Origin of the sequence: Brevibacterium sp. CBA3109 (assembly GCF_040256645.1) — a bacterium.
GTDB classification, from domain to species: Bacteria; Actinomycetota; Actinomycetes; order Actinomycetales; family Brevibacteriaceae; genus Brevibacterium; species Brevibacterium koreense.
The window spans coordinates 2359031-2374625 of the sequence record NZ_CP158281.1; the positions used below are offsets into that span (position 1 = coordinate 2359031).

Genomic DNA, 15595 nt, shown 5'->3' on the forward strand with positions numbered 1-15595 from the left:
CGGGTCTGCCTGTTGCCTGCTTGAGAACTCACACGACCATTGTCTCATGAGAGCAAATCTCTTGGGGTGTGTGTGCCGCCACGCCTATTGACGGCCGGGCCTGTTGACGGCCGGGCCGGTGCGGATCAGAGGTAGCCGGGAAGGACCGAGAACATCACCAGGGCCACCGGGGCGGTGGGCAGGATCGAATCGAGTCGGTCCATGACGCCACCATGTCCAGGCAGCAGTGTTCCCATGTCTTTGAGGTCGAGATCGCGTTTGATCATCGATTCGCTGAAGTCGCCGAGGGTGGCGAAGGCCGGGATGACGGCACCGAAGACCAATCCGGTCCAGAACGGGGCGTCGAAGAGAGTCAGAGCGAGGATGGTGGCGACCGCGGCGGCGAAGACCACCGAGCCGATGTAGCCTTCCCACGACTTCTTCGGGGAGATTCTCGGTGCGATCGGATGTTTGCCCCAAAGGACGCCGAAGACGTAGCCGCCGGTGTCCGAGGCGACCACGCTGGCGAGGAACAGGATGACGTAGAGATTGCCGTCGGGTTGGGTCAGCAGGTACACGACGAAGCAGGCCATGAGACCGACATAGGTCAGTGCGAAGAGAGACAGCGAGACATCTTTGACCGCGTTCTTACGTCGCTCGACCATGGTGAAGAGCATGACGGCGCCGGCGCTGGCGGCGAAGGTCACCCACAGTGCTTCGCGGCCGCCGACGAAAGTCGCCACCACCATGCAGGCGGCCGACACCATGGTCGGTATCCGCGACACGAGTGATCCCGATCGAGACAGCGCGTTGGCCAATTCCCACATCGCGGCGACGATTGCGATGAGAATGATGAAGAGGAAGGAGATCGGGTAGACGATGAGCGAGGCCAGGACGACTCCGCCGATGAGCAGCCCGATGCCGATCGCAGCGGGCAGATTTCGTCCGGCCCTGCCGTAGTCCTTCTGTGCCACCTCGGGGACGTCCTGCCCGGTCTCCGCAGCCGGGTTCGTCTCCAGATCTTCCGGCGAGTAGTCCTTACCGGAGTTGCGCAGTTCTCTGCGCTTCGGGTATGGGGTCTCAAGGCTTGATGCATGCGGAACCGGATCCGACTCCCCAAGGGGAGCCGGATCCGATGCAGGACTGCCTGGACCGGTCAACGAAATCATCAGACCTCGAGGAGCTCAGCTTCCTTCTGGTTCAGCAGCTTGTCGACGCTGTCGACCTTGCGCTTCGTCAGGTCGTCGAGTTCGGAGATTCCACGTGCGACGTCGTCTTCACCGGCGTCGCCGTCCTTTTTGATGCGTTCGAGGGTCTCTTTGGCGTGACGACGAATGTTGCGGATCGACACTTTGCCGTCTTCAGCCTTGCTCTTGACGATCTTCACGTATTCCTTGCGGCGCTCCTCGGTGAGTTCCGGGAGCACGACGCGGATGACGTTGCCGTCGTTGGCTGGGTTGGCGCCGATGTCCGAATTGCGCAGAGCGGTCTCAATGTCACCCAGCGCACCACGATCATAGGGAGTCACAAGGATCGTACGGGCTTCCGGGGTCTGGAACGAGGCCAGTTGCTGAAGAGGCGTCGGTGCACCGTAGTATTCGATCTCGATGGCAGCGAACAGTGCGGGATTGGCGCGGCCGGTGCGGATGGACGAGAAGTCCTCCTGCGTGAATTCCACGGCTTTGTCCATTTTCTCTCTGGCCTCGGCCAGCGTTTCTTCAATCACGACTCACTCTTTTCGTCGATGGGAGCTTTGGGTTCATTCTATGGGTCATAGCTGCCGAATGCCGCAACCGATTGGTCCAGGGAGAGTCCTGGACTTCGTCTGCGAAGATGTTTCGAGGCGCTGCGTGCCCGGGGCCATGCACCACGTGGGCTATTTGACTACGGTGCCGATCTTGTCTCCGACGATCGCTTTGCGCAGATTGCCTTCACCTTCCATGCCGAAGACGTGCATCGGAAGTTTATTGTCCATGCACAGGGAGAAGGCGGTTGCGTCGACGACTTTGAGGCCCTTCTGCAGCGCCTCCTGATAGGTGATCTCGCGGATCTTCTCCGCTGTGGGGTCGATGTTCGGGTCGGCGGTGTAGACACCGTCAACTCCGTTTTTGGCGATGAGGACTTCGTCGGCGTGGATTTCCAGCGCACGCTGCGCGGCGACGGTATCGGTGGAGAAGTACGGCAGTCCGGCCCCTGCACCGAAGATGACAACCCTGTTCTTCTCCATGTGGCGCATGGCCCGGCGCGGAATGTAGGACTCGGCCACCTGGGACATCGGGATCGCAGTCTGCACCCGGGTGTCGACGCCCAGCTGTTCGAGGAAGTCCTGCAGCGCGAGGCAGTTCATCACTGTTCCGAGCATGCCCATGTAGTCGGCACGGGTACGATCCATTCCTCGCTGGGACAGCTCTGCTCCACGGAAGAAGTTTCCGCCGCCGACGACGATGCTGACTTCCACCTCGTCGACGGTGGGGGCTACTTCTTTGGCTACAGCGGCGACGACATCGGGATCGACTCCGATCTTTCCTCCGCCGAACACCTCGCCCGAGAGTTTGAGGAGCACACGGCGGCGATGGGTGCGGACGGGTCTGCTGGCGTAGCTGGATTCGTGAACCGGGGTGGATGTCATTTAGTCCTTCTTCCGTCTGGGCAGGTTGAAGCCCGGATGTGTCGTCGGTGTCAGTGTAGCGAAAACGGGGCCGGACCGAATGGTCCGACCCCGTCAGCCGCTTATGAGTTCACTCTCAAGCGGGACGACTGCCGTGCGCGTCGATGAAGACGCACCCGGCGGTCAATGGTGCTTCAGGCTCCGACGCGGAAGCGCAGGAATCCGGTGGCTTTGACACCGGCAGCTTCGAGGACCTTGCTCACGGACTGCTTGGGATCCTTGGCGAATCCCTGGTCCAGCAGGCAGTTCTCCTTGAAGAAGCCGTTCACGCGGCCTTCGATGATCTTGGGCACAGCCTGCTCAGGCTTGCCTTCGTTCTTCGCTATGTCCTCAGCGATGCGACGTTCGTTCTCCACGAGGTCAGCGGGGACCTCTTCACGGGAGAAGTACTTCGGGCTCATCGCTGCGATGTGCACTGCGACATCGTGTGCGACGGTTGCGTCGTCACCTTCGTACGCGAGCAGGACGCCCACCTGAGGGGGCAGGTCCTTGTTCGTGCGGTGCAGGTAGGACTCGACGCTTGCGCCTTCGAGACGTCCGACGCGACGAAGGGCAACCTTCTCGCCCAGAGTCGCACCGCTTTCGGTGATGAACTCCGAAACGGGCTTGCCGTCCTTCGTGGACTCGAGAACAGCTTCGGCCGAATCGGCGTTGCTGGACACGGCCAGGCCCAGAACCTCGTCAGCGAGTGCGACGAAGGGATCGGACTTCGCAACGAAGTCGGTCTCCGAGTTGAGCTCGATCATCGTTCCGACGCCGCCCTCGACGTGCGTAGCCACGAGACCATCGGAGGTCGAGCGACCTTCACGCTTGGTGGCGCCCTTGAGGCCCTTCACACGGAGGACCTCGATGGCTTTCGCCTGATCGCCGTCTGCTTCGTCAAGAGCTTTCTTGACATCCATCATTCCGGCGCCGGTCTTCTCGCGCAATGCCTTGATATCAGCGGCAGTGTAGTTTGCCATTCTTTCTCCTAAAAGTTGGTGGAGTTAAAGGAAATCAGGACTCTGTCGACTCGGTGGAGTCTGCGGCAGCTTCTGCGGCGGGTGCTTCGGTCGCCTTGTCAGCGGCCTCGGCAGCAGCCTCAGCTGGGGGCTCGTCGGTCGCCTCTTCAGCAGCGTCAGCGGCGGCTTCTTCAGCGGCCGGCTTCGCAGCAGCGTCAGCGGCTGGAGCTGCAGCTTCCTCGGAAGCCGGAGCATTGCCCTCGAGCAGCTCGCGCTCCCACTCAGGCATCGGTTCGACAGCGGAGACGTTCTTCTCGCCGCCTTTGTCGTCCGAGGAGTGGCGGGCGATGAGGCCCTCTGCCACTGCGTCGGCGATCACGCGGGTGAGCAGGGACACCGAGCGGATGGCGTCGTCGTTGCCCGGGATCGGGTAGTTGACGTCGTCAGGGTCGCAGTTGGTGTCGAGGATCGCGATGACCGGGATGCCCAGTTTGCGCGCTTCGTCGACAGCGAGGTGTTCCTTCTTGGTGTCAACGATCCAGACAGCCGAAGGGGTCCGCTGCATGTCGCGGATACCGCCGAGAGTCTTCTCCAGCTTGTCCTTCTCACGACGGAGAATGAGCAGTTCCTTCTTGGTGTGCGAGGAACCTGCAACGTCGTCGAAGTCGATCTCTTCGAGTTCCTTCAGGCGGCGCAGGCGCAGCGAGATGGTCTGGAAGTTGGTGAGCATACCGCCGAGCCAGCGCTGGTTGACGTAGGGCTGTCCCACGCGCTTGGCCTGTTCGGCGATCGATTCCTGCGCCTGCTTCTTGGTGCCGACGAAGAGGATCGAGCCACCGTGGGTCACGGTTTCCTTGACGAACTCGAATGCAGTGTCGATGTATCCCAGCGACTTCTGCAGGTCGATGATGTAGATGCCGTTGCGCTCAGTGAAGATGAAGCGCTTCATCTTCGGGTTCCAACGACGGGTCTGGTGTCCAAAGTGAACGCCGCTGTCGAGCAGCTGGCGGATGGTGACGACGGCCATGCCGACGCCCTCCTTTCTTTCGCGCCCGCAGGCGCTTTTACGTCAGTGTTCTCCGGACGGCGTTGAGCCGTCGGCAACAGTGACCTTTTCGGTTGATTCCTGGTATTCGGTTCATCCGCCCCACAAATTCGCCCTCGCAGGCTATTTGCACCATGGGATGGAGAAGAAATCGAATACGCGTAGTCAGAAGACACGCTTCTGCTGGGGCCAGTCTATCCCCGATTCCCAAGCCATTTCCAATCGATCAGGCTCCTGCGAAATGGGCTGCATCACACCCCGGACAGTTTTTCGACTGTTCTGCGGTGGTGAGCTCTTTCGACTCGTGTCCGCTCATGTGTGGATATCGCTGTCCCGTGTGGGTTCTTGGGCGCCGTATCTGCGACTGGCCCTTCGAGTTCAGAAGCTGCGCACCTGTCTGATCAGGCACTCTCACGCAGTCACTCACGCGTCGTTTCCTGTGGATCCCCGCACCACTCGTGTTCGTATCGCCTGTGCACGTCAGCGGGCCGTCCACAGGCACTGTTCGCACGCCTGACATCCGGATCCGACCGGGCTTCCATGGGTTCATGGACCTCTTCGCCGATTCTCGAAACACCGTCCGTTCCATCTGGACTCCATCTTCGCCGGTGTCTCGGCGGGTGTGTCTCATTGTGGCAGTGAGCCTGATGGTCTTGACCTTCACCCTCACCGAGGTGGGGGCACCGTTCTCGATGGCATCCGCCGAACCTGCGTTCAAAGCGCGGCCGACGTGGGTCTCGCCTGTCCCCGCAATGGAGATCGTCGAGGCCTTCGATCCGCCCACGGAGGCATGGTTGAAGGGACACCGTGGCATCGATGTGCTCACGGTCAGCGGTGAACCGGTGCGTGCACCTGCTGCAGGGACCATTCGCTTCCGAGGCTCCGTGGCCAGCACCCCGACTATGAGCATCGAGACGGAATCCGGATACGTCATCTCCTTCCAGCCAGCGGAGTCGACACTGGAGACGGGTGAGGCGTTCCCTGCCGGTGTTGAGATCGGAACAGTTGCCCAGGGCGGGCACTGCGAAAAATCGTGCCTGCATATCGGCATTTGGAAGTCCGAGGGAGTGAAGAAGTACACCGACCCGGCAGACTTCTTCGGGCAGGAACAGTCGATCCTCTTGCCTCTGTCTCGCAAGCCCGCACATGAACACACCGGCGATTCCACGAGATCAGGGGCAGGTGCCTGGGGCGGGCATCGCAATGGCCGAATTCCCGCCGCAGCAATGTGCGCGGTGAAGTCGGCACCCGGACAGATGCTGCGCTGCGATGCCCAAGCGGCGTTCGACCGGATGTCCCACGCATACGAAGCCAGATTCCCGACTCCGATCTCCGTGACTGATGCCTACCGTGACTACGACACCCAGGTCATCCTGAAAAGACGCAAGGGTCGTATGGCAGCGAGGCCCGGAACCTCGAATCACGGTTGGGCACTGGCAGTTGACCTCGGCGGTGGAATCAACTCGTTCGGCAGCGCCGAGCACCAGTGGATGCGCGCTAATGCACCGAAGTTCGGATGGATCCATCCAGGCTGGGCCCGCCAGTCCGGTTCACTGCCTGAACCGTGGCACTGGGAATTCCGAAGGTGATGACACTGCTGGTCCCACGAACAACCTGACCAGAAGGTGGAGGCAAGACGACTCTCAGCGAGGTGAGTTCAGGCCCGGGGGTGTGCCTGCCGATAGGTCTCCTGCAATCGCTGCATCGAGACGTGGGTGTAGATCTGCGTGCTGCTCATAGTCGAGTGCCCCAGAAGCTCCTGGATCTGCCGCAGGTCCGCTCCCCCGTCGAGCATGTGTGTAGCCGCCGAGTGCCGGAGTCCGTGCGGGCCGATATCAGGTGCGCTGGGGTCATCTGACCCGTACCGATGAACGAGTTCCCTCACCTGCCTGGCTCCGATGCGAGCGCCTCTGACACCGAGGAAGAGCGCATCGCCGCTGCTCTTCGAGACGAACGTCTCCCGCAGGTTCAGCCACTGCTGCAACGCCGATTGGGCGGGTGTTCCGAAGGGGACGCGTCGTTCCTTGTTGCCCTTGCCCAGCACAGTGATCATCGAACGCTGATGGTCAACGTCGCTGCGGTTCAGCCCGGTCAGCTCTGATACGCGCACTGCTGTGGCATAGAGCATCTCCAGGATGGCTGCGTCCCTGGCCCATTTGGCTGCTTCGATGGGATCGCTGCGCTCAGCCTCGGTATGAGCAGTACGCTCTCGGGACACGAGATCGGCGGCCTGTTGGGGTTTGAGCACGGTGGGAAGACGAGAGTCCTTCTTGGGAGTCCGCAGCCGTGCCGCCGGATTGTTCGTCAGCCCCTGGTGGTTCACGCAGTAGGCGAAGAAGGACTTCACAGCTGCGATCTTCCGGGCCACGGTCGACTTCGCCGCTCCGGCGTCGTCGAGGGCGATGAGCCACGAACGCAGGTCGTTGAGATCGATGTCATCCACCACTGGCTCAGCGGTGCGGGACCGGGTGCGGGCAGCTGGAGAGTGGGCCGCATGGGCAAAGAAGTCTGTGACATCGGAGATGTAGGCCCGCGATGTGTGGGCGGAGACGTCACGCGATCTCAAGTGGTCGGCATAGCCGGACACCACCTCGGCGATGGTTCTCGGAAGGGTCACAACCCCAGGTTACGCGATCGTCTGAGCCTCGCGATGGATCTTGAGCGAAGACTCACACCTGTCTGCGCATCTTGACCCACCCGGATTCGCGGCGGACGCTCATTCCGGCAAGTTCGAGGACGGCGAGCGCGGAGAGAGTGTTCGGCACCGTCAGTCCGGCCCGTGCTGCCACGGTTCCGACAGCCAATGCCTTGGTCGCTGAGAGCACATTGAGGCAGATCTTCTCTCGTTCGGCCAGGTCATCGGTCGGATCGGGTGATGAGCGGTTCGGGTCTTCGGAGGGCAGGCGAGGGTCTTCGGAGGGGAGGCTCCCATCGTTGAACAGCGCCGGTTCCACACCACCGGTGAGCGCGATGACGTCCTCGCAGCTGGTCACCAGCTGCGCTTCATGGTGTCGGATGAGTCTGTGGGTTCCCGTCGACGAAGCCGAATACACGGATCCGGGGAAGGCCGCGACTTCACGCGAAAGCTCGAGAGCGTGTCGGGCGGTGTTGAGGGCTCCGCTGCGCCAGCCGGCTTCGACGATGACAGTGACCTGGGATGAGGCGGCGATCAGGCGGTTGCGAAGCAGGAAGCGGTGCCGCATAGGCGTCATCCCGGGAGCGGTTTCGGACACGATCGCACCACACTCGAGCACTTGGTGGAATAGCTCGGTGTTCGCAGCCGGATAGAAACGGTCGACTCCCCCAGCCATGAACGCGATCGTGGTGCCTTCACGGGCGATGGCTGCCCGGTGGGCTGCCGCATCGATCCCGAAGGCTCCACCGGAGACGATGGTCAGCCCCCTCGCGGCCAGGTCCCAGGCAAGATCGGAGGCACATTTGGTGCCGTAGTTGCTGGCCGCTCGCGCTCCGACGATGGCGACCGCCCGCTGCAGTGCTGCGTTCAGCGCCACGGTGCCTCGGATCCACAGTCCCAGTGGTGCCGCTGTTCCGAGGTCTCTCAGGGCAGTCGGCCATTCGTCGTCGCTGGGGATGACGAGTCGCCCGCCCAGTCTGTGCACTGCTTCGAGGTCACGGTGTCCTTGTGCATCCGCACCACGCACGGCCCACCGGTCGAATGCCTCTCCAAGCTGCCCACTGCCGGCGACCGCAGTCACGATCGACGACAGGCTGTCGGCGGCCTCGGCTGCTGATGACGTTCCTGCTGCCACTGCCCGGATCAGTTCGAGCACTGCAATAGGACCAATCTCGTCAACGAGACCCGTGAGCAGCCCGTCCCCGGGTTCTCCGATCCTCAGCAGGGCAGCCACAGCCGCCCGAATGTCTCCACTGCCGACGTCGTTCATGAGTCCTGTGTCCTCAGCGCCAGCGCCGTCGTGATCTTGTCGGGCGTGGGCGCGGCTGCCCCCTCAAGGTCAGCCAGGGTCGTTGCCACCCTCAGCACTCGGTCGTATCCGCGCATGGTGATCCTTCCGGTGTCGAGCGCGCGGTCCAGGTCGCGCAGACTGTTCGGACTCAGGGAGAAGTGCTCACGCAGCCAGGCCCCGGGTGCGTTGGAGTTCAGCGTCCACTCACAGTCGACGTATCGCTCGGCCTGCCGCTGTCGGGCGCGTCTGACCCGCTCGGCGACGGGTGCACTGTCCTCCTGTACCCCGCCGAGGCGAATGTCGGCCGGTGAGACGGGGAACAGTTCGAGTTGCAGGTCGACTCGGTCCAGCAGGGGTCCGGAGAGTCTGTTGCGGTAGCGACGTTTGTCCATCGGCGTGCATCGGCAGGTGGATTCGGCTCCGCGCATTCCAGCTCCGCAGGGGCATGGGTTCGCCGCCATCACCAGTTGGAACGATGCCGGAAGAACCATCGAGCCCCAAGCCCGGTGGATGTGGACCTGTCGAGCCTCCATCGGCTGTCGCAGTGCTTCGAGAACATCCCGCGAGAACTCGGGCGCTTCGTCCAAGAACAAGACGCCACGATGAGCTCTGCTGAGAATTCCTATCGACCCCGGCCTGCGGCCGCCGACGAGCGCCGAGGCGGTGCTGCGGTGGTGGGGCGCCTCGAACGGGGGCCGATGGTCAAGTCCTGCACCGCTGTGCAGCTCTCCCCGCAGTGAACGCACGGCTGCTACTTCGACGGCTTGCGGGTCGTCCAATGGTGGAAGTATCCCCGGCAGGCACTGTGCCAGCAGCGTCTTCCCTGCCCCCGGTGTGCCTCGCATCAGCAGATTGTGTCCACCGGCTGCCGCGACTTCGAGTCCGAATCGCGCCTCAGCCTGCCCTTGAACTTCGGCGAGGTCGTGGCGTTCGGAAGTTTCCAGGTTGGCAGTGTCGGAGTCGAAGACCGGTGGCAGCATCGGGACGCTGAGTGCTCCGCCATAGATGTTGATCAGTTCGGCCAACGAGTTGATGGTTGTGACCTTGGCTCCACCCAGCAGTGCAGCTTCCCGACTGTTGCCCACCGGCACGACGAATCGTTCGAAGCCGGCCTGGAGACCGCTGTGGAGGCTCGGCAGCACCCCGTTGACGGGGCGGATGCGCCCGTCGAGGCCGAGTTCGCCGCAGTGGATGATCGATTCTGTGTCCGTTTCGGTGATGATGCCTTGAGCTTTGAGCACGGCTACGGCGATTCCCAGGTCGAATCCCGTACCGATCTTCGGCACGGTGCCAGGAGTGAGGTTGATCGTCAGATGCTGAGTGGCAACGGGGATCCCCAGATACGCGAGTGCGGCGCGAAGTCGTTTCCGGGATTCGCTCACGGAGGCATCGGGCAGACCGACGATGTCGATGCCTGGCAGGCCAGCGCTGACGCAGGCTTCGATGGACACGATCTTGCCTGTTAGGCCCCAGAGTGCGACGGCGGAGGAACGTCCGATCACGTTGAGCTTCGCTTCTTCGCTCACGAGTCGACCTGCAGGTTGCAGCGATGAGAATAGTCAGGTTCGGGTTCCATGACGATGCCGAGGGCATCGACGCGGATGGCGGCGAAGAAGTCGCTCTGCCCGCGCAGCCAGATTCCCGACAGCATTCTGATCCGCTTCAGTTTCGCCCTGGTCACGGCCTCGAGCGGAGATCCCAACGCCAGGGTTCTGCGGGTCTTCACCTCGACGAAGACGATGGTGTCACCGTCTCGCGCGATGATGTCGATCTCTCCCCGTGGGCATCTGAAGTTGCGTTCGATGATGACCATTCCCTGCCGTTGCAGGAAGTCTGCGGCCAGGTCCTCCCCTGTCTGCCCCAGGGAGCGCTGACGCATTCCCTGGGTCATTGTGCTCCGTTTGCCAGATGTTGGTCCCATGACAGACAGACCACCACCGGCACTGCAGACATGACAAGAGCAGAAGATCAGCCTGTGGACGGCGCTTCGTCGTCCACAGGCCGAATACGTGCAAGTCGGGGCCCGGTCCACAGGTAAAGAGCGGGTGAGTGGTTCTCGTGAAACAGAAACTCTCGCTGTTCACCCTCTGCTCACAGTCACCCTCTGCTCACAGTCAACCCCTGCTTGCAGTCAACCGCTGCCCGGCTGACAGCCCCTGATCTGCGGTCAGTTCCTGATTGATGTCGGCGGTTCCAGATCGCTCTTGGCGATCTCCTCGATATTGACGTCTTTGAAGGTCAGCACGTGCACCGTCTTGATGAAACGCGCCGACCGGTAACTGTCCCACACCCAGGCGTCGCGCAGCGTCAGTTCGAAATAGACGTCTCCGGCGTCGTTGTGGGCCTTGAGATCAACGTGGTTGGCCAAGTAGAAACGTCGTTCTGTCTCCACCACGTAGGCGAAGAGTCCCACGACATCGCGATACTCCTTGTAGAGCTGCAGCTCCAGTTGAGCTTCGTAATCGTCCAGATCATCAGTGCTCATGACGATCCCTCCTTCGCATCGTGCGTCGTTTGCAGGCGGAAGCTTCTCCGGTGGTGAATGCTGGGGCCGAAGTCGGCGATGCCCCGACGGTGTCTGATGGTTCCGTACCCGACATTCGACTCCCAACCATACTGGGGGTGCGCCTTCGCGAGTACGATCATCGCCTCGTCACGGTGCACTTTTGCCACAATACTTGCCGCGGCGATGACCGGAACACTGCCGTCACCTTTGATCACGGTCCGCACCTGGGGCAGATCCAGGTCTGCTGCGGGCCCGAATATCCCCAGGCAGTCGAGCGTGAGTGGTGCAGAAAGCCAATCATGTTTGCCGTCGAGGAGCACCATCGTCGAAGGCGGAAAGACCGCCGAGCCGACGAGAGCCATCAGCAGGTCAGACAGTGCCCGACGGCCGGCCAGGTTCAGAGCCATGGTCATCCCGAGTTCGTCGAGTTCACTCGGCGTCGTCGACCCCACTGCTGTGGCGCGCGCCCATCCATTGACACGATCGGTCGCGGTTTGCCGGGACAGCGCACTCAGCTGCTTCGAATCATGAATGCCCTCGGGCACCTCGGCGGCGGTGAGGACTCTGAGGTCGAAGAGCGCTGCGCCCACGCTGACCGGTCCTGCCAGTGCCCCACGGCCGACCTCGTCGATGCCGATGACGAATTCGTAGCCTTCTGCAAGCAGGGCGCGTTCCAGGCTGAGGTCGTGCAATCCAATCTGTGCCATCAGCTGCCGGTGATTCCCTCGGGATTGGGGACGTCGGCGAAGACCGCCTTCGGGGTGGACCGCCAGCTGAAGTGTTTGAAGGGCCAGTTGATGAGGAAGACCGTGCCCACCACGTTGTCTTCGGACACATAGGGCTGTGTGTCGACGTGGTACCTGGAGTCTGCGGAGTTGCTGCGGTTGTCCCCCATCACCCAGTAGTGGCCCTCTGGGACGGTGACATCGAATTCCATCTCTGAGGGAGCAGTGCCATCGTCGAGGTATGTCTCATCGATGGGTTCGCCGTTGACGAGGATGCGTCCCTGCGCGTCGCAGCATTCGACGGTGTCGCCGCCGACGCCGATGACACGTTTGATCAACTGATTGCCCCCATCAGCGGGAGCCAGTCCAACGAATTCGAGGAGAGGGTTGGGCTCATATTCCGAGACCTCTTCAGGGCTCAGCCAATGGTCGGGGTCGTCGAAGACGATGATGTCCCCGCGATTGGCTGGTCCGAACCGGGGCGCAAGCTGGTTGACAAGGACCCTGTCATCAATCTGCAGGGTCTCCATCATCGATCCCGAAGGGATGTAGAACGAGCGGACGACCCAGGTCTTGAGTGCGGTGGAGATGAGAATGGCGACGAGAATGATCGCTGCGGTCTCGAGCAGGCCGCGGAGGAACCTCTTCGAGGCTGAAGGCGGGGAAGCTTCTGATTCGGTTGACATTCGTTCGCTTTCGCATCGGGCCACAGGTTCCGCGGAGGGACTGGAATGAGCGTACCAGCACCCTGTCGCGGCGCCTTTCAGGCAGCGATCATCTCGGTCTTCCGGTCAGTCGACCGGTCAGTCGACCGGTCAGTCGACCGAGGAACCATGCCCGATGACGGGTCCGATGACACGGTCGAAGGGGATGAATCCGCCCCCGGGTTTACCCATCAGTGCGCGCGAGTCTGCGGAGTTGTTCCTGTTGTCACCCATCACCCACATAGTGTCGGCTGGAATTTCGATCGAGAATTCGATGGCTGAGGCAGGGTGTGGCGCGTAGTCCTCGTTCAGGGGTTCGTCGTTGAGTAACAGCCGTCCCTGCGCGTCGCAGCATTGGAGTGTGTCTCCGCCGACCGCGATAACGCGTTTGACGTAGTAGACGTCTCGGCTTCCGAGCCCAACCCATGATCCCACCTTCTGCAGCGGGGTCGGCAGGGCATCGTCGACGAAGGAGCCACGACCGTCGAAGACGACGATGTCTCCGCGCTGAATGTGTGAACGCAGCGCGTCGGGGCGCCACACTGTGATGTCATCGCCGACGTCCAGAGTCGGTTCCATCGATGCGCTGGGGATTGTGAACCGTTGGATGACGAACCCGCGAACCGACCCGCCGATGACGATGATGAGGATCGCGATCACAGCGACGATCTTCCAGATGCGGCCCGAATACAGAAAACGCGACCCGAAGGTCGCGTCTTCTTGATTCTTCGGCACAGCGTGATCATTGCCCACAGTGCCAGGCAATAATCAGGCCTTTTCGCGGATGCGTGCAGCCTTGCCGCGCAGTTCGCGCAGGTAGTACAGCTTGGCGCGACGAACGTCACCGCGGGCGAGGACTTCGAGCTTCTCGACGATGGGCGAGTGCACTGGGAAGGTGCGCTCGACGCCGACGCCGAAGCTGATCTTACGAGCGGTGAAGGTCTCGCGGATTCCGTCGCCCTGGCGACGAATGACGATTCCCTTGAACACCTGGATACGCGAACGCGATCCTTCGATCACGCGCACGTGAACGTTGAGGGTGTCGCCTGGACGGAACTCAGGAACGTCAGTCTTCAACGAGGCTGCATCAACAACATCAAGCTTCTGCATTGTGTTTCTCCATGTGTCCCCAGCTTCAGGTCGAGGACACGCATATCGGACCGGTTTCACCGGTGATTGGATCGTCTGTCGGGATCACTCCCCGAAATTCTCCGATGTCGTCATCGGAGAACGGTCTTGGGCATCCATCCCCCTGAAGCAGGTGGATGCCAACAAACGCGACGATCTATTCTTTCATGGATTCATCTCGGGACTCAAACCGTTCCACAACGGCACGGTCATGCTTGTCGAGACTGGGGAGTTCTGCAAGCAGATCGGGCCTGACCTCGGCTGTGCGTTCGAGCCTCCGATCCCTCCTCCACCGTGCGATCGCGCCGTGGTTTCCACTGAGCAGAATCTCGGGCACCTCCCGGTCTCTCCAGCTGGAGGGCTTCGTATAGATCGGATATTCGAGGAGTCCGTCCTCGTGGCTCTCCTCTGTCAGCGACTCGGGGTTGCCGATGACTCCGGGAATGAGGCGACTGACTGCTTCGATCATCACCATTGAGGCAACCTCTCCCCCGTTGAGCACATAGTCTCCGATACTCATGGGCCGCAGGTCGAAATGGTCGGCTGACCAGTCGATGACCCGCTGGTCGATCCCTTCGTATCGCCCGCACGCGAATATGAGGTGCTCGGCACCAGAGAGCTCCTCGGCGATGCGCTGATTGAACACGGGTCCAGCGGGACTGGGCACGATGAGAATCGGCTTCACGGCTGCGTCGGATTCCGCGTCGACAGAGTTTCCAGTCACCGTCTGCTCGTCAACGGTCGTCCCGAGAGATTCCCCGCCAAGGATGTGCTCGAGCGCCAACGCCCAGGGCTCGGCCTTCATCACCATTCCAGCGCCCCCACCGTAGGGTGAGTCATCGACGGTGTTGTGCCGGTCGAAGGTGAAGTCGCGCAGGTCGTGGACGTTCATGTGAAGCAGCCCCTGATCGACGGCCTTGCCGATGAGGGAGAGCTGAAGCCCAGCGAGGTACTCCGGAAAGATGGAGACGACGTCAATCTTCATGCCTGGGCTCACGAGACGTCGAAGAGACCAGCCGGAGGCGTGACTCTGATCCACCCGGCTTCAACGTCGACCTCGGGCACAATCTCAGTGACGAAGGGAATGAGCGCCTGGTGACCGTCGACGTGCTTCATATGGAGCAGGTCCTGGGCGGTGCCGTTCGTGACGTCGACGATCTCGCCGACGCGTGTCTCACCCTCGAGGACTCGAAGCCCGATGAGGTCTTCGAGGTACCAGGCGTCGTCCTCAACCTCGCCATCTTCCTCCTGGTCGCTGAGGATGAGGGTGTTGCGGATCTCCTCAGCCCGATTCCGATCGGGGACTTCGTCGAAGGTCAGCAGCAGACGGTCCCGGTGCCATCTCGCCGACGTCAGCGTCAGCTCACCGATGTCGGGATCGGTGGAGTACGTCTGACCAGGCACGAGCCGTTCGTCCGGCCTGTCGGTGCGCACCTCGACGGTGAATTCGCCTTTGATGCCGTGCGGTTTGCCCAACCGGGCGATCACCGTGTCCATACTGCTCCTCGTGTTCATGAAAGTGCTCAGGCTCGTGCGTGTGACGATCCGTGTGAAAGTGAAGATGCGGGTGCGCATTCTCGTCAAGCACACAGTTTAGTCGGCTGATTCGGTTATATCTGCGCCGCATCCGGATGACAGCGTCCTTCGTCACCAACAGAACAGTGAATACAGGCAGATCAGTGAATACAGGAAAGGGGGACGCGGCGATGACACGCCGCGTCCCCCATTCCTGATGAAGGTGTTACGCCTCGATGAGGTCCACTCGCACCGACTCACGGCCGGCAAGAGAGTTGATCACGGTGCGCAGAGCCTTTGCGGTTCTTCCAGCGCGACCGATGACACGACCGAGGTCTTCCGGGTGAACCCGAACCTCGAGCGTGGTCCCGCGCTGTGACGAGCGGGATCGAACAGCAACATCGTCTGGATGATCGACGATGCCGCGGACCAGGTGTTCGAGCGAATCAGCCAACATG

Annotated in this window: 18 protein-coding genes; 1 reads left to right on the forward strand and 17 read right to left on the reverse strand. The window is 61.7% G+C overall.

The genetic code is table 11. From position 1 onward, the window contains the following. Window positions 1–125: 125 nt before the first annotated feature. From AAFP32_RS10790 to rpsB, 5 genes are all read right to left on the reverse strand, one after another. Entirely contained in the window at window positions 126–1148 is a 1023-nt protein-coding gene (locus AAFP32_RS10790; RefSeq protein WP_350269146.1) for a phosphatidate cytidylyltransferase, read from the reverse strand. Further along, on the reverse strand, window positions 1148–1705 hold the full coding sequence (gene frr, locus AAFP32_RS10795; protein WP_101619709.1) for a ribosome recycling factor: 558 nt from the start codon (window positions 1703–1705) through the stop codon (window positions 1148–1150). The genes AAFP32_RS10790 and frr overlap by 1 nt, the downstream gene beginning before the upstream one ends. A gap of 150 nt (window positions 1706–1855) precedes the next feature. Continuing rightward, window positions 1856–2608 carry a UMP kinase gene (gene pyrH / locus AAFP32_RS10800; protein WP_101619708.1) on the reverse strand — a complete coding sequence of 251 codons (753 nt, stop codon included), beginning with the start codon at window positions 2606–2608 and terminating at the stop codon, window positions 1856–1858. Window positions 2609–2781: 173 nt separating this feature from the next. Next, complete coding sequence (gene tsf, locus AAFP32_RS10805) at window positions 2782–3609, reverse strand: translation elongation factor Ts (protein ID WP_350269147.1); 828 nt, start codon at window positions 3607–3609, stop codon at window positions 2782–2784. Between the two features lie 34 nt (window positions 3610–3643). Then, window positions 3644–4615, reverse strand: coding sequence for a 30S ribosomal protein S2 (gene rpsB / locus AAFP32_RS10810; protein WP_350269148.1), 972 nt, complete (start codon window positions 4613–4615; stop codon window positions 3644–3646). 665 nt (window positions 4616–5280) lie between these two features. Here rpsB and AAFP32_RS10815 point away from each other — a divergent pair. Beyond that, window positions 5281–6222 (forward strand): D-alanyl-D-alanine carboxypeptidase family protein, encoded by a 942-nt coding sequence (locus tag AAFP32_RS10815; RefSeq protein ID WP_350271489.1) that lies wholly within the window; start codon window positions 5281–5283, stop codon window positions 6220–6222. Window positions 6223–6290: 68 nt separating this feature from the next. Here the strand turns inward: AAFP32_RS10815 and AAFP32_RS10820 are convergent, their stop codons facing one another. The 12 genes from AAFP32_RS10820 to AAFP32_RS10875 all read right to left on the reverse strand — a co-directional run bounded on the left by AAFP32_RS10820 (window position 6291) and on the right by AAFP32_RS10875 (window position 15594). Then, window positions 6291–7250 carry a tyrosine recombinase XerC gene (locus AAFP32_RS10820; protein ID WP_350269149.1) on the reverse strand — a complete coding sequence of 320 codons (960 nt, stop codon included), beginning with the start codon at window positions 7248–7250 and terminating at the stop codon, window positions 6291–6293. A 52-nt stretch (window positions 7251–7302) separates the two neighbouring features. Beyond that, on the reverse strand, window positions 7303–8538 hold the full coding sequence (gene dprA, locus AAFP32_RS10825; RefSeq protein WP_101619703.1) for a DNA-processing protein DprA: 1236 nt from the start codon (window positions 8536–8538) through the stop codon (window positions 7303–7305). After that, complete coding sequence (locus AAFP32_RS10830) at window positions 8535–10085, reverse strand: YifB family Mg chelatase-like AAA ATPase (protein WP_350269150.1); 1551 nt, start codon at window positions 10083–10085, stop codon at window positions 8535–8537. The genes dprA and AAFP32_RS10830 overlap by 4 nt, the downstream gene beginning before the upstream one ends. Beyond that, window positions 10082–10450 (reverse strand): YraN family protein, encoded by a 369-nt coding sequence (locus AAFP32_RS10835; RefSeq protein WP_350269151.1) that lies wholly within the window; start codon window positions 10448–10450, stop codon window positions 10082–10084. The genes AAFP32_RS10830 and AAFP32_RS10835 overlap by 4 nt, the downstream gene beginning before the upstream one ends. A 276-nt stretch (window positions 10451–10726) precedes the next feature. Next, window positions 10727–11044, reverse strand: a complete 318-nt coding sequence (locus tag AAFP32_RS10840; protein ID WP_350269152.1) for a DUF2469 domain-containing protein — start codon at window positions 11042–11044, stop codon at window positions 10727–10729. After that, window positions 11041–11772, reverse strand: a complete 732-nt coding sequence (locus AAFP32_RS10845) for a ribonuclease HII (RefSeq protein ID WP_350269153.1) — start codon at window positions 11770–11772, stop codon at window positions 11041–11043. Before AAFP32_RS10845 ends, AAFP32_RS10840 begins: the two co-directional genes overlap by 4 nt. Then, window positions 11772–12476, reverse strand: coding sequence for a signal peptidase I (lepB, locus tag AAFP32_RS10850; RefSeq protein ID WP_350269154.1), 705 nt, complete (start codon window positions 12474–12476; stop codon window positions 11772–11774). Before lepB (AAFP32_RS10850) ends, AAFP32_RS10845 begins: the two co-directional genes overlap by 1 nt. A 129-nt stretch (window positions 12477–12605) precedes the next feature. Then, window positions 12606–13229: a signal peptidase I gene (gene lepB, locus AAFP32_RS10855; RefSeq protein WP_101619698.1), complete on the reverse strand. Its 624-nt coding sequence runs from the start codon at window positions 13227–13229 to the stop codon at window positions 12606–12608. 33 nt (window positions 13230–13262) lie between these two features. After that, window positions 13263–13604 carry a 50S ribosomal protein L19 gene (gene rplS, locus AAFP32_RS10860; RefSeq protein WP_101619697.1) on the reverse strand — a complete coding sequence of 114 codons (342 nt, stop codon included), beginning with the start codon at window positions 13602–13604 and terminating at the stop codon, window positions 13263–13265. 175 nt (window positions 13605–13779) lie between these two features. After that, window positions 13780–14607 (reverse strand): tRNA (guanosine(37)-N1)-methyltransferase TrmD, encoded by an 828-nt coding sequence (gene trmD, locus AAFP32_RS10865; RefSeq protein WP_350269155.1) that lies wholly within the window; start codon window positions 14605–14607, stop codon window positions 13780–13782. 8 nt (window positions 14608–14615) lie between these two features. Continuing rightward, window positions 14616–15119 (reverse strand): ribosome maturation factor RimM, encoded by a 504-nt coding sequence (gene rimM / locus AAFP32_RS10870; protein ID WP_101619799.1) that lies wholly within the window; start codon window positions 15117–15119, stop codon window positions 14616–14618. A 244-nt stretch (window positions 15120–15363) separates the two neighbouring features. Then, a complete protein-coding gene (locus AAFP32_RS10875; protein WP_009885102.1) occupies window positions 15364–15594 on the reverse strand; it encodes an RNA-binding protein in 231 nt (76 codons plus the stop codon). Between the last annotated feature and the right edge of the window lies 1 nt (window position 15595).